This is a genomic window from Microbacterium sp. SWDP-B6 (genome assembly GCF_059803615.1).
In genome coordinates, this window is record NZ_JAPFGV010000001.1 from 176,027 (window position 1) to 189,022 (window position 12,996).

Genomic DNA, 12,996 nt, shown 5'->3' on the forward strand with positions numbered 1-12,996 from the left:
AGGACATGGCACATAAAAAGGGCGCAAGCTCCACCCGTAACGGTCGTGACTCCAACGCTCAGCGACTTGGCGTCAAGCGCTTCGGTGGACAGCAGGTTCTCGCCGGCGAGATCATCGTCCGCCAGCGCGGCACGCACTTCCACCCCGGCGTGAACGTCGGCCGTGGTGGCGACGACACCCTGTTCGCTCTGGCCGCCGGTGCGGTGCAGTTCGGCGCGAAGGGCGGCCGCAAGGTCGTCAACATCGTCGCCGCTGCTGAGTGATCACAGCACGACAGTAGTCATGCGATTCGGGGCGGGCTTCGGCCCGTCCCGAATTTGCGTTTTCGGCGGGACATGTGCTCCCGGCCGAATCGCCGGCCGAACTCTCGGTTCCGGCCGAGTTCTTTATTGAGGAGAGAGACATGGTCAGTTTCGTCGACACCGTGACGCTTCACCTGCGTGCGGGCAAGGGCGGCAACGGCTGTGTCTCGGTGCACCGCGAGAAGTTCAAGCCGCTCGGCGGCCCCGACGGAGGCAACGGCGGTGACGGCGGCGACATCGTTCTCATCGCCGACACGCAGACGGGCACGCTTCTCTCGTACCACCACTCGCCCCACCGCAGCTCCGGCAACGGCGGACCCGGCATGGGCGACCACCGTGCAGGGTTCATGGGTGAGGACCTCGAGCTTCCCGTTCCCGTCGGCACTGTGGTCAGGAACGCCGCCGGTGAGGTTCTGATCGACATGATCGAGCCCGGCGAGCGATTCGTCGTCGCGAAGGGCGGCCATGGCGGACTCGGCAACGCCGCACTGGCGACGCCGAAGCGCAAGGCGCCCGGATTCGCGCTTCTGGGCACCCCGGGAGACGAGGGCGATGTCGTCCTCGAGCTCAAGACCGTCGCAGACGTGGCTCTCGTCGGCTATCCCTCTGCAGGCAAGTCCAGCCTGATCGGTGCGATCTCGGCGGCCCGCCCCAAGATCGCCGACTACCCGTTCACCACGCTCCACCCGAACCTCGGTGTCGTGCAGGCGGGGGAGTCGCGCTACACCGTCGCCGATGTCCCCGGACTCATCGAGGGAGCGAGCGAGGGGCGTGGTCTCGGACTGGAGTTCCTCCGCCACGTCGAACGCTGCACCGCACTGCTGCATGTGCTCGACTGCGCGACGCTGGAGCCCGGTCGTGACCCGATCTCCGACCTCGACGTCATCCTCGGCGAACTGGCCGCGTACGAGGTCCCCGAGGGACAGACTCCGCTGCTCGAGCGCCCCCAGCTCATCGCGCTGAACAAGATCGACGTGCCGGAGGCCCGCGACCTCGCCGATCTCGTGCGTCCGGACCTCGAGGCTCGCGGATTCCGCGTCTTCGACATCTCCACCATCTCGCACGAGGGCCTGCGCCAGTTGACCTATGCGCTCGGCGATATCGTCGACGCACACCGCGCAGAGCTCGCCGCGACCGAGGTCCCGCGTGAGCGCGTCGTCCTTCGCCCGCGCGGCCCCAAGAAGGGCTTCGAGATCCGAGTCGAGGGTGGCAGCTACGGCAACATCTATCGCATCCTGGGCGAGAAGCCCGTCCGATGGGTTCAGCAGACCGACTTCCAGAACGAGGAGGCCGTGGGTTATCTCGCGGATCGCCTCGAGAAGCTGGGCGTCGAAGACGAGCTCTTCCGCCTCGGTGCAGTGCAGGGATCCACCGTCGTCATCGGCGAAGGCGAGAGCATCGTCTTCGACTGGGAGCCGACCATGACGTCTGCGGCCGAACTCATGACGGCGCCCCGCGGAACCGATCCCCGCCTGGCGCCCAACGCCCGTCGCACCACCTCCGAGCGTCGTGAGAACTACTACGAGCGCATGGATGCCAAGGCCGAGGCTCGCGCCGAGGTCGAGGCTCAGCGGCTCGCGGCCTACCGCGAGGACGGGGAGTGACCGCTCGCACGAGGGCGGATCTCGCCACAGCCTCGAGGATCGTCGTCAAGGTCGGGTCCTCATCGATCAGCGGTGAGTCGTCATGGCGGATCCCCGTTCTGGTCGAGGCGCTGGCCGCGGCGCACGCGCGCGGAGCAGAGGTGATCCTCGTCTCCTCCGGAGCGATCGCCACAGGCATTCCGTTCCTGCGTCTCGACGCCCGCCCGACCGACCTGGCGACGCAGCAGGCCGCGGCCGCGGTCGGACAGAACATCCTGGTCTACCGCTATCAGGAGTCTCTGCGTCGCTTCGACATCGTCGCGGGGCAGGTGCTGCTCACGACGGGCGACCTCGAGAACCCGACCTCGCGCAGCAATGCTCGGCGGGCCATGGAGCGACTTCTCGGTCTGCGCATCCTGCCGATCGTGAACGAGAACGACACGGTCGCGACGCAGGAGATCCGCTTCGGCGACAACGACCGACTCGGAGCGCTCGTCGCGCAACTGATCGAGGCCGACGCTCTGGTCCTGCTGAGCGACATCGAGTCGCTCTACACCAAGCCGCCGTCCGACCCGACAGCCGAGCCCATCGACGTCGTCGCCCCCGATGCCGATCTGTCGGGACTCGAGTTCGGATCGACCGTCGTCAACAGCGTCGGCACCGGAGGAGCCGCGACCAAGGTCTCGGCCGCTCGCCTGGCTGCCGCGTCCGGGATCGGCGTGCTCGTGACGAGTGCCGACCTGGTCGACAAGGCCCTCTCCGGGGCCGACATAGGGACCTGGTTCGAACCCGCGCTCTCTTAGACTGGGCGGATGACCGACCAGACCCCCCAGACGCGCCTGGAGCTCGCCAAAGAGGCGTCCCGAGCCACGGCCAGGCTGACCAGCGATGACAAGGCCCGGGCTCTCGAGGCCATCGCGGTGGCTCTCGAGCAGAATGCTGCCGCGATCATCGCGGCCAACGGTCGAGACATCGAGCGAGGTCGGTCCGACGGCATCGGAGAATCGCTGATCGACCGGCTGCGCCTCGACGAGAAGCGCGTCGCCGCTCTCGCCGCGGCAGTCCGCCAGGTCGCGGCCCTGCCCGACCCCGTCGGTCGCGTCGTCGGAGGGCATCGGATGCCCAACGGCGTGGCGCTGGAGCAGGTGCGGGTGCCCTTCGGAGTGGTCGGCGCGATCTACGAGGCGCGTCCGAACGTCACCGTCGACATCGCCGCGCTCGCGCTGCGCTCGGGCAACTCCGTGGTCCTGCGCGGTGGCAGCGCCGCACGAGAGTCGAACACCGTGCTCGTCGAGATCATGCGCGGCGCGCTGCAGGCTGCGGGCGTCACGCCGGAAGCGGTGCAGACGGTCGACGACTTCGGTCGAGACGGCGCCACGGCATTGATGCACGGACGCGGGTTCATCGACGTGCTCGTGCCCCGGGGCAGCGCGGGCCTGATCGAGACCGTCGTGACCGAGGCCACCGTCCCCGTGATCGAGACAGGCGCAGGCAATGTGCACATCGTGCTCGACGAGAGCGCTCCTGACGACTGGGCGCAGGACATCGTGGTGAACGCGAAAGTGCAGCGTCCCAGTGTCTGCAACGCCGTCGAGACGGTGCTCGTGCTCCGTCAAGCCGCACCGCGGCTCGTGCCGCTCGTCGCGAGCGCACTGCAGAGCGAGGGAGTCGCGATCCACGGTGACGACATGGTGGCGGGGCTCGTCTCGAACGTGATCCCGGCGACGGAAGACGACTGGGCGACGGAGTACCTCAGTCTCGACATCGCGATCAAGGTCGTCGACACCCTCGACGATGCGCTCGACCACATCCGTCGCTACAGCACCGGGCACACGGAGTCGATCATCACCACCGATTCGCGCAACGCTGAGCGATTCCTGGCCGAGGTCGACTCGGCGGTCGTGATGGTGAACACGTCCACTCGGTTCACTGACGGGGGAGAGTTCGGGTTCGGCGCCGAGGTCGGCATCTCGACGCAGAAGCTGCACGCGCGAGGACCGATGGGGCTTTCCGAGCTGACCAGCACGAAATGGCTGGCGCGTGGGGCAGGGCAGACGCGCGGCTGAGGGCTAGACTAGGGGGCGCTGTGGCTCTTCGTGAGTCATGCCCGCCAGCCACGAAACGGAGTCAGGATGAATCTCGTCGCACAGATCGCGATGGTCGCTGCCGAAACCGAGCACCACGGCAATGTGCAGCTCGAGACGCTGATCTTCGGCGTGATCGCCATCATCGTCTTCGCCTTCCTCGGCCTGGTCACGCTGTCGTACAAGAACGTCGCCAACCGCCACTCCGCCAAGGCCGACGCCTGGGCGGCGAAGCACGGCAAGGACGGCCACGAGGCAGGGCACGGCCACTAGGCCCGTATGAACGACACGACCTCGCGTCCTGCGCGCATCGGTGTGATGGGCGGCACCTTCGACCCCATCCACCATGGCCACCTGGTCGCCGCGAGCGAGGTCGCCCACTCCTTCGATCTCGACGAGGTCGTCTTCGTCCCCACCGGACACCCATGGCAGAAGTCGGATGTCACCCCCAGCGAGCATCGCTACCTGATGACGGTGATCGCCACTGCATCCAACCCGCAGTTCACGGTGAGCAGGGTGGACATCGACCGTGAGGGGCCGACCTATACGATCGACACCCTTCGCGACCTGAAGGAGAAGCGCCCCGACGCGGAGCTCTTCTTCATCACCGGTGCCGACGCCGTGGCGCAAATTCTCAGTTGGAGGGACCATGATGAACTGTGGGAGTTGGCCCACTTCGTCGCGGTCTCGCGTCCAGGACACGTTCTGAGCACTGACGGCCTCCCCAGCGACAACGTCAGCCAACTGGAGGTGCCGGCGCTGTCCATCTCGTCGACGGCCTGCCGCGTGCGGGTCCGCGACGACGAGCCGGTCTGGTACCTCGTCCCCGACGGAGTCGTTCAATACATCGCGAAGCATCATCTGTATCGGAGCAAGGCATGAGTACATCGGATCAGCAGGGTCACGGTCCGCTGACGCGAAAGCAGCTGCGTGAGATCCGGCTGACGGGTTCCACGCCGGTCATCTCGGTGGAGGAGGCTGCAGCTGCGGCTGCCGTCGCGGCTCCACCCGTGCCGCCGAAGCCAGAGGCGCCCGAGTCGACCACGGTCGAGCCCACCCCGCCGGCCCGGTCAGGCGCGAGCGACACCGAGGGGGAGACCTCCCACGGGACTGTGGGGCTGACACGTCGACAGGTTCGCGAGCGCGAGCGCGCCGCGACGGGATCGGTTCCTGTCGACGAGTCCGATGCTCCTGAGGGATCGGCCCCCGAGAATGCGGCCGAAGAGACGCAGCCCGTCGAGCCCGCATCCGAGCCGAAGAGCGAGACTCCTGCGTCCTCTGCACCCGATGATGATGACGAAGACGATGACGACGACGATGACGACACTGCTGTCGAGGGCCTCCCCGCTCCCGTCAGTGCTTCGACGTCCGTCGAGGCCACGGATGACGACGCTCAGACTGCTCCCGAAGCGGGCGACACCTCTGCGGCCGTGGCCGAACTCGGCATCGACGCAGATCCGGCCGATGCGAACGACGACGTCCTGGCCGATGTGGCCGAGTCCGATGACGTCGACATCGCCGAAGGGGAACGCCCCACGGTGAACTCCGCCTTCGGGCAGGAGCTGCTCACCGACGGCGCGGAGACCCGCAAGCCCTTCTCACCGTCGTTCGACGAGCTTCTGACCGTCGGTGACTCGACCGGATCGCAGCATCTGGCTCCGAACACGCTCATCTTCAACCCCTCCCCGGGAGACGGGTCGCTGTCTGGCCCGGTCGCCTCCACGGGGGAGATCCTCGTGACCGGCTCGTACGAACTGCCCAAGGGCCTCGGTTCGCAGGGTCACGCGCACGGCACCACAGACGGCAAGGATGTGGACGCCGTGCTGATCGACGGCGAGCTGCCTCCGGCATCGTCGCCCACGCCGATCGCCGCCAGTGCGGCCGTCAGCACCATCAAGCCCGCCGGTGAGGTCATCCGCCCACCCGCCCCCGAAAAGGGCAACAAACTCATGCTCATCCTCGCGATCGTGGCGGGTGGTCTTGCGCTCGCGCTGGGCGTTTCCCTGATCGTCGCCTTCAACTCGAATGTGTTCTAATGCAGTCACCTGAAACCGCCGAAGAGATGCTCCAGCTCGCGGCCGACGCCGCCGTCTCGAAGGGCGGTGAAGATCTCGTCGCCCTCAACGTGTCGGAGCCTCTTCCGCTCGTCGACATCTTCCTGCTCGTCACCGGAAACAGCGAGCGGAACGTCGCCGCCATCGCCGATGAGATCGAGGACAAGCTCATCGAAGCCGGCCACAAGCGGGTCCGCCGTGAGGGTCGTGCGGAGGCCCGCTGGGTGCTCCTCGACTTCGGCGACCTGATCGTGCACGTCTTCCACCAGGAGGAGCGGGTCTACTACGGCCTCGAGCGCCTGTGGAAGGACTGCCCTGTGGTGCCGTTCGAGCTCGCAGACTCCGCTGCAGCAGACCGCGACTGACATGAGCGTCCACCTGATCACCGGTGCCGGTTCCGGCATCGGCTCCGTCGTCGCGCGCCGACTGCTCGATCGGGGCGATCAGGTCGTCGTGCTGGCCCGTGATGCGGGGCGCGCCAAGGAGATCACCGCGGCGCTTCCGGGCGCATCGGCGATCGTCGGTGACCTGGCACAGCCCGGAAGACTGTCATGGGCGCTGTCGAAGCAGGCGCTTCCCGAACGAATCGACTCGCTGATCCATGCAGCGGGCGTCGTCGACCTCGGGCCGGTGGCCGACCTGGCGGCGAACCTGTGGGAGCGTCAGCTCGCCGTGAACCTCGTGGGGCCCGCAGAGCTGACACGCCTGCTGCTGCCGCTGCTGCGTGTCTCCGGTGCTCGGGTGGTGTTCGTCAACTCCGGCGCGGGGCTTCACGCGCACGCAGGCTGGTCGGCGTACGCCGCGTCGAAGCACGGGCTCAAGGCTCTCGCCGACTCCCTGCGGGCCGAGGAGGCCGAGCACGGGGTGCGGGTCACCTCGATCTATCCCGGTCGCACAGCGACGCCCATGCAGGAGCGCGTGCACCAGCAGGAGGGGCGCGACTACGATCCGGAGCGCTTCATCACGGCTGACTCGGTCGCGACGACGATCCTCACCGCACTCGACCTCCCGGACGACGCCGCTCTCACCGACCTGACGATTCGCCCTCGCGGCTGATCCCCTTCCCTGCAGTCTCTCTCGCAGCTGTCAAGCCCCTGTGGGCCTGGGGCGGCACCGTGGATGATGTGCAGTGGGGGAGAAAGTCGTGGAGGGAATCACATGTCCGGAGATCCAGATCCTAGATACGTGCTGCATCGTGTCACGCCATCGGAATGGGTGATCAACGACCGACGGTACGAGTCGCACGATCCGCGGCACGTGGTGGCGAGTGTGTACGAATACGCCGACACCGAGGTCGAGGTCGTATGGCTTCGTGATCTGCCTCTGGCAGTGCGATACGCCACCGCCACCGAAGTCCTCGAAGAGGTCACTCGGGTGCAGGATTCGAGTCGGGCGACGAGGCCCATCGGGATCCCGCATCTGCCACCCCTTCTCTCGAACTGAACAGACTGCGCGGCAGGACCCGGGGAGGGACCTGCCGCGCACTTCTGCGCCAAGGGGGACTCAGGAGTCCTCGCCCAGCGGCTTCTCTGCGGCCAGGCGGTCGGCGGCAGCACCGTCGACCTGGTCGGCATCGGCGTCCGTGTCGAGCACGGGCTCCCCATCGACTTCGCGGTGGGGGACACCGTCGATCTCTCCGTCATCGTCCGGCCGCGGGACGAGCGGGGGTATCGGATTGTTCGTCATCATCGACTCCTCTCGTGGGATGTGAGGCCACGGTAGGGCGGCTCATCGTCTGGGAGGGAGCGGGTTGACGGATGCAGTCCCGGGGGAGTACCGGGCGTCGCTGCCGACCTTCACAGGCGGACTCAGACCGTCTCGGGGCGCTTCTTGCGGAACGGCTTCGCGGGCGTGTGCGGTCCGTCCCACACGGTGATGATGCCCCAGGCGACGGCGGCGATGGGCACCGAGAGGACCGCTCCCACGATCCCACCCAGGATCGTCCCGGTGGTCAGAGCGAGCAGGATCACGAGGGCGTGCAGCTTGAGTGAGCGAGCCATCACGACCGGTTGCAGGAAGTTGCCCTCGAGCTGGTTCACGAGCACCACGATGCCGACCACGATGAGGGCAGCCACCGGTCCGTGTGTGACGAGTGCCACGAGTGCCGCGAGGATCCCCGCCGCGGTCGCGCCGACGAGCGGGATGAACGCCGTGAGGAAGACGATCACGGCGAGGGGCAGGGCGAGCGGGATCTGGAGGATCGCCAGACCGATGCCGATGCCGAGGGCGTCGGCCGCCGCGACGATCGAGGTCCCGCGGATGTAGCCCCCGAACACATCGACCGTCTTGTCGCCGATGCGGCGGGCGCGGTCGTAGCTGGCTCCGGTGAAGGGACGCAGCAGGAACTCCCAGATGCGCGGTCCGTCCTTGAGGAAGAAGAACAGCACGACGATCATCAGCGCGAGGCCGGTGAAGAAGCTCGCGGTGGCTGAGACGCCGGCCAGCGCTCCGCGTCCGAACGATGCGCTCGTCAGGAAGTCTCCGACGCCGGCCCACACCTCATCGAGGTCGAACGACGCGAGGTTGAACGGCAGGGTGTCGAGCCAGGCCGTCACCTGGGTGATGCCGTCGGTGGCCGAGTCGATGAGGTCGTCCCACTGCGAGCGGACCGTCAGGACGATCACCCAGACGATTCCGCCGAGAATCGCGAGGATCCCGATCAGTGCGATCCACGTCGCCAGGATCGACGGCACCCCGCGACGGCGCATGAGAGCGACGAGCGGGTGGATGGCCGAGGCGAGGATCAGCGCGATCGTCACCGGGATGAACACCAGCGAGAGCTGCGTGATCACCAGGACGCCGACGGCGACCAGGGCGAGCACCGACAGCGTCTGCAGGCTTCGGGTGGCGGCGAGTCCGACACCGCGTGACCAGAGGCCGGGTTCTGCGATCGGCCGCGGGCCGTCTGATGGCGGGGACGACATGATCCCCTGTCGTCGGAACAGTCCCAGCACGTGCGTCCTCCACCTCGTCGAAGACCGTCTCACTGACGAGGACGGCCTGGCCTTTCTATCCGGAGCAGCAGGCGATGGCAAGTCCCTGGCGCTCCGCCGCGTGATGACCCGTCTATGACACGCGTTCGCCGAGCCTCCACCGACGCTGAGCAGGGGCAGACGAAAAGAAGGCCCCGCGATCTCTCGCGGGGCCTTCTGTATGTGGACCTGGGGGGACTCGAACCCCCGACCCCCTGCATGCCATGCAGGTGCGCTACCAGCTGCGCCACAGGCCCAGAACTGCTTCCTCAGTGCTCGAAGCAACTTGAACAGAGTACTACACGGATCGCGCGCAACACCAATCGACGAGGGCCTCCCGGGCGCGTCGCGTTAGGCTCGACGGCATGACGACGATCAACGCGATCACACAGGCGGACTTCGACGAATGGTCGGGTCTGTGGCGCGGATATCTGACGTTCTACGGCACCCAGCTCTCGGACGAGATCACGGCTGACACGTTCCGGCGGCTCGTCGAGGATGGGGAGCTGCACGGCGCCGTCGCCCGCGACGACGCCGGACGCGCGATCAGCATCGTGCACTGGCTCACCCACTCGGCGACGTGGAGCAGATCTGCTTACTGTTACCTCGAGGATCTCTATGTCGATACGGCATCACGAGGCTCCGGAACGGGGCGGCTGCTGATCGCGCACGTGCGGGGCTGGGCCGCGGAGCACGGATGCGAGAAGGTCTACTGGCTGACTCAGGAGACCAACATGACGGCTCGCGCGCTCTACGACAGCGTGGCGACGCACACGGGATACACCCACTACCAGATCGCACTCTGAGGCCTGCGGAACAACGGCGCGATCGCGGGTGTTGTCACCAGCGTGAGCATCCTGGACAGCGTCGTGATCGGCGCCGGTCAGGCCGGTCTGTCGGCCTCCTTCCATTTGACCCGTCTGGGCATCTCCCATGTCGTGCTCGACTCGGATTCCGAGCCAGGGGGCGCGTGGCGACACCGGTGGGATGCGTTGACGATGCGCGACGTGCACGGAGTGGCCGAGCTGCCGGGGGAGTCACCTCCTCCGCGTGACGGACAACGCGCCAACGTCGCCGTCCCGGCATACTTCGCCGCCTACGAGCATGCTCACGGTCTGCCGGTGATCCGCCCTGTCCGCGTCGACCGGGTGATCGACGACGACGGGTTCCTTGTGGTCCATGCCGGCGACCGGCAGTGGCGCACCCGCACCCTCGTCAACGCCACCGGCACCTGGACGCATCCGTTCCTGCCGCACTACCCGGGCATGGAGACGTTCCTCGGCGAGCAGCTGCACACGGTCGACTATCCAGGACCGGAGCACTTCGTGGGCAAGCGGGTCCTGGTCGTGGGCGGAGGTGCGTCGGCCGTCCAGTTCCTCGGAGCCCTCGCACCCCTCACCGACACGCTCTGGGTCACGCGTCGCGAGCCGGTGTGGCGCGACGATGACTTCACTCCCGAGGCCGGGGCAGCGGCGGTCGCTCTCGTCGAGCAGCGAGTCGCACAGGGGCTGCCTCCGCAGAGCGTCGTGAGCGTGACCGGACTCATGCTGCGACCGCAGGAGCGCGAGGCCGAGCGTCTCGGGGCGTACGCCGCACGCCGTCCGATGTTCGCTCGCATCGAACCGGACGGCGTCCGCTGGGCCGACGGCTCGTTCGAGCGCGTCGACGTGATCCTGTGGGCGACAGGATTCCGACCCGCCATCGCGCACCTCGCCCCGCTGCATCTGCGCAGTGCGGCCGGCGGCATCCAACTCGACCGTGGAGGCCGCGGCACGACGGCGGTGCAGGATCCGCGGGTCCAACTCGTCGGCTATGGCCCGTCGGCGAGCACGATCGGTGCGAACCGGGCGGGGCGCTCTGCGGCGAAGGGCGTGCAACGCGCGCTGGCGAGGGAATCCCTGCGCACCTCGTAGAACGGCCGGGACGGGACCGTCTCCCGGGCGCGTGATCGAGCGACACCCCATCGCTACGCTGAGGGCATGATCCGCATCGTGCTCCTGGTCGTCTGGCTGCTGCTGTCGGCCTGGCTCGTCATCTGGACCGGAGAGGGTCTCTTCGGCGTGAACCAGCGGGAGTCGATCCTTCCGTTCTCGGGAGAGGACACCCTCGGAGGGCCGATCTTCATCGGGGTCGCATGGGGACTGCTCCTCACCTTCGGAGGCACGATGTCGGGCTTCGGTCGCCGCCGGAAGGTGAGGGGCGAGTCGCAGATCGGCGTGGGCCGCCTCGTCGAGATCTCCAGAACCGGTCTGACCGTGAACGATGTGCCCCAGTACGACCTGTTCATCCGAGTCACCCCAGGAGTGGGCGAGGACTTCGTCGGGCAGCTGCGGATGCTCGTCGATCACAGCGAGATCGGGGCCCTGCAGGTCGGGCAGCCGATCCCGGTCCGATACAGCCTCAGCGATCAGGACACGGTCGAGCTCGCCGACATCACCGACCCCGCGGTGCGAGACGCGATGCTGCAGTGGCGGATCGAACGGGGTCTGATCGACCCTCATCTGGTGAGAGCGCGAACGAGTGGCACGCAGGTGCCGGCATCCGTGCTCGAGGTGCGCCCCACCGGACGCCGCCTCGAGGGGCAGAGTGAGCTGGCGCTCAAGGTGCTCATGGCTCCGGAGGGCGCCGCGACCTGGGAGGCCGACACGACGGTGTTCGCCTTCCCCGAGGCGATCTCGCGATTCCAGGTCGGCGCGCCGATCTGGGCCTTCTATCGACGCGAGGATCCGCACACCGTGGCCGTGACGGTCGAGAAGGAGGCCGGACGATGAACGTTCTCGACACTCTGATCTGGCTGATCAACTTCCCGGCCTCGCACGGATACGCGATGGTGTTCATCGCCGGGTTCTCGATCCTCGGACTGTTCGCGATGTCCGCACCCGGTGCAGCGCCCGGCGTCGCCCTCCGACGCCTCCGCGAGCGTGAGGGGCTGCTGCACGGTGAGAACGCGGCGCGGGGGAGGGCAGGCGGCACGGCCCTGCGGATCGTGTTCCGGATCCTCGCGTTCGTGATGGTCGCGAACCTCGTGATCGGCATCCTGAGCCTCACCGGCGTCCCCATCACGCGTGCGTACATCCATGAGCACGGTCAGCCGACGACCGGGACCATCGATGGCGACTGGGTCACCTTCACGACCTCTTCGGGCATCGAGTACACGATCGAGAGCAACTTCTTCACTCCTGCGGTCTACCCTGATCGCGACGCGTACCTGCCCTCAGGCGAGCCGGTCGTCGTCCGCTATCTTCCCGGGCACCCTCAGGCGTTCGTCATCGACAGCTCGCAGGGGCCGCGCTGAGCGCATGCCCGAGCCGACGTCGGCGCAGGCGCGTAGGGTGAAGACATGTCGCGAATCATCGTCTTCGGCGGCCACGGCCGCATCGCACTCCTCCTCGCCCCCATCCTCGTCGCCCGCGGCGACGAGGTGACCTCGGTCATCCGCAATCCCGACCATGTCTCAGAGGTCGAAGCGACGGGGGCGCACGCGCTCGTCGCGGACGTCGAGACCCTCGACACCGATGCGCTCGCGGAGATCATCCGCGGACACGACGCCGTGGTCTGGTCGGCGGGGGCCGGTGGCGGCTCTCCTGAGCGCACCTACGCCGTCGACCGCGACGCCGCGATCCGAACCATGGATGCCGCCGAGGCTGCCGGTGTGAAGCGCTATGTCATGGTCTCCTGGCTCGGCTCCAAGGCCGACCACGGAGTGCCCGAGAGCGACGGCTTCTTCGCCTACGCCGATGCGAAGTGGGCGGCAGACGAGCACCTGCGATCGACAGACCTCGACGGCACGATCCTCGGGCCTGGCACGCTCACGTTCGACGAGCCCACGGGTCGCATCGTCCTCGATCCCGAGGGCAAGGGGGAGGTCGCCCGCGCCGATGTGGCAGCCGTGATCGCCGAGGTCGTCGGCAACCCGTCGACCTTCGGCCGCACCATCAGATTCGGAAACGGCACGGACGACACGGCGGTGCCCATCGTCGACGCCCTCAGCGCCTGAGGCC

17 protein-coding genes and 1 tRNA gene are annotated in these 12,996 nt (G+C 67.6%); 15 read left to right on the top strand and 3 right to left on the bottom strand.

Annotated features, from left to right (window positions below):
* Window positions 1-5 precede the first annotated feature (5 nt).
* The 10 genes from rpmA (at window position 6) to OPU70_RS00915 (ending at window position 7,466) form a co-directional block, all read left to right on the top strand.
* The gene (rpmA, locus tag OPU70_RS00870) at window positions 6-263 is read left to right on the top strand and encodes a 50S ribosomal protein L27 (RefSeq protein ID WP_028501603.1); all 258 of its coding nucleotides are present in this window, start codon (window positions 6-8) and stop codon (window positions 261-263) included.
* Between the two features lie 140 nt (window positions 264-403).
* On the top strand, window positions 404-1,906 hold the full coding sequence (obgE, locus tag OPU70_RS00875) for a GTPase ObgE (RefSeq protein WP_309689279.1): 1,503 nt from the start codon (window positions 404-406) through the stop codon (window positions 1,904-1,906).
* A complete protein-coding gene (gene proB, locus OPU70_RS00880) occupies window positions 1,903-2,688 on the top strand; it encodes a glutamate 5-kinase (RefSeq protein WP_042537714.1) in 786 nt (261 codons plus the stop codon). Before obgE ends, proB begins: the two co-directional genes overlap by 4 nt.
* A 9-nt stretch (window positions 2,689-2,697) precedes the next feature.
* Window positions 2,698-3,951 (top strand): glutamate-5-semialdehyde dehydrogenase, encoded by a 1,254-nt coding sequence (locus tag OPU70_RS00885; RefSeq protein ID WP_042537711.1) that lies wholly within the window; start codon window positions 2,698-2,700, stop codon window positions 3,949-3,951.
* 66 nt (window positions 3,952-4,017) lie between these two features.
* Window positions 4,018-4,242 (top strand): hypothetical protein, encoded by a 225-nt coding sequence (locus OPU70_RS00890; protein WP_042537709.1) that lies wholly within the window; start codon window positions 4,018-4,020, stop codon window positions 4,240-4,242.
* A 6-nt stretch (window positions 4,243-4,248) separates the two neighbouring features.
* The gene (gene nadD, locus OPU70_RS00895; protein ID WP_042537707.1) at window positions 4,249-4,851 is read left to right on the top strand and encodes a nicotinate-nucleotide adenylyltransferase; all 603 of its coding nucleotides are present in this window, start codon (window positions 4,249-4,251) and stop codon (window positions 4,849-4,851) included.
* Complete coding sequence (locus tag OPU70_RS00900) at window positions 4,848-6,005, top strand: hypothetical protein (protein ID WP_498556970.1); 1,158 nt, start codon at window positions 4,848-4,850, stop codon at window positions 6,003-6,005. Before nadD ends, OPU70_RS00900 begins: the two co-directional genes overlap by 4 nt.
* Window positions 6,005-6,388 carry a ribosome silencing factor gene (gene rsfS, locus OPU70_RS00905; protein WP_042537705.1) on the top strand — a complete coding sequence of 128 codons (384 nt, stop codon included), beginning with the start codon at window positions 6,005-6,007 and terminating at the stop codon, window positions 6,386-6,388. The genes OPU70_RS00900 and rsfS overlap by 1 nt, the downstream gene beginning before the upstream one ends.
* A 1-nt stretch (window position 6,389) precedes the next feature.
* Window positions 6,390-7,079: an SDR family oxidoreductase gene (locus OPU70_RS00910; protein ID WP_042537702.1), complete on the top strand. Its 690-nt coding sequence runs from the start codon at window positions 6,390-6,392 to the stop codon at window positions 7,077-7,079.
* A gap of 102 nt (window positions 7,080-7,181) precedes the next feature.
* Window positions 7,182-7,466, top strand: a complete 285-nt coding sequence (locus OPU70_RS00915; protein ID WP_498556971.1) for a hypothetical protein — start codon at window positions 7,182-7,184, stop codon at window positions 7,464-7,466.
* A gap of 60 nt (window positions 7,467-7,526) precedes the next feature.
* Here the strand turns inward: OPU70_RS00915 and OPU70_RS00920 are convergent, their stop codons facing one another.
* From OPU70_RS00920 to OPU70_RS00930, 3 genes are all read right to left on the bottom strand, one after another.
* Complete coding sequence (locus OPU70_RS00920) at window positions 7,527-7,709, bottom strand: hypothetical protein (RefSeq protein ID WP_056377692.1); 183 nt, start codon at window positions 7,707-7,709, stop codon at window positions 7,527-7,529.
* 122 nt (window positions 7,710-7,831) lie between these two features.
* Window positions 7,832-8,947, bottom strand: a complete 1,116-nt coding sequence (locus OPU70_RS00925) for an AI-2E family transporter (RefSeq protein ID WP_153302212.1) — start codon at window positions 8,945-8,947, stop codon at window positions 7,832-7,834.
* Between the two features lie 232 nt (window positions 8,948-9,179).
* Window positions 9,180-9,252, bottom strand: a tRNA-Ala gene (locus OPU70_RS00930).
* Window positions 9,253-9,360: 108 nt separating this feature from the next.
* Between OPU70_RS00930 and OPU70_RS00935 the strand changes: the two genes are divergently transcribed.
* The 5 genes from OPU70_RS00935 (at window position 9,361) to OPU70_RS00955 (ending at window position 12,992) form a co-directional block, all read left to right on the top strand.
* On the top strand, window positions 9,361-9,801 hold the full coding sequence (locus OPU70_RS00935) for a GNAT family N-acetyltransferase (RefSeq protein WP_498556972.1): 441 nt from the start codon (window positions 9,361-9,363) through the stop codon (window positions 9,799-9,801).
* Between the two features lie 42 nt (window positions 9,802-9,843).
* Window positions 9,844-10,908 (top strand): NAD(P)-binding domain-containing protein, encoded by a 1,065-nt coding sequence (locus OPU70_RS00940; RefSeq protein ID WP_498556973.1) that lies wholly within the window; start codon window positions 9,844-9,846, stop codon window positions 10,906-10,908.
* 66 nt (window positions 10,909-10,974) lie between these two features.
* Complete coding sequence (locus tag OPU70_RS00945) at window positions 10,975-11,766, top strand: hypothetical protein (protein WP_498556974.1); 792 nt, start codon at window positions 10,975-10,977, stop codon at window positions 11,764-11,766.
* Complete coding sequence (locus OPU70_RS00950) at window positions 11,763-12,290, top strand: hypothetical protein (RefSeq protein WP_498556975.1); 528 nt, start codon at window positions 11,763-11,765, stop codon at window positions 12,288-12,290. Before OPU70_RS00945 ends, OPU70_RS00950 begins: the two co-directional genes overlap by 4 nt.
* A gap of 45 nt (window positions 12,291-12,335) precedes the next feature.
* Complete coding sequence (locus tag OPU70_RS00955; RefSeq protein ID WP_309689246.1) at window positions 12,336-12,992, top strand: SDR family oxidoreductase; 657 nt, start codon at window positions 12,336-12,338, stop codon at window positions 12,990-12,992.
* Window positions 12,993-12,996: the final 4 nt, after the last annotated feature.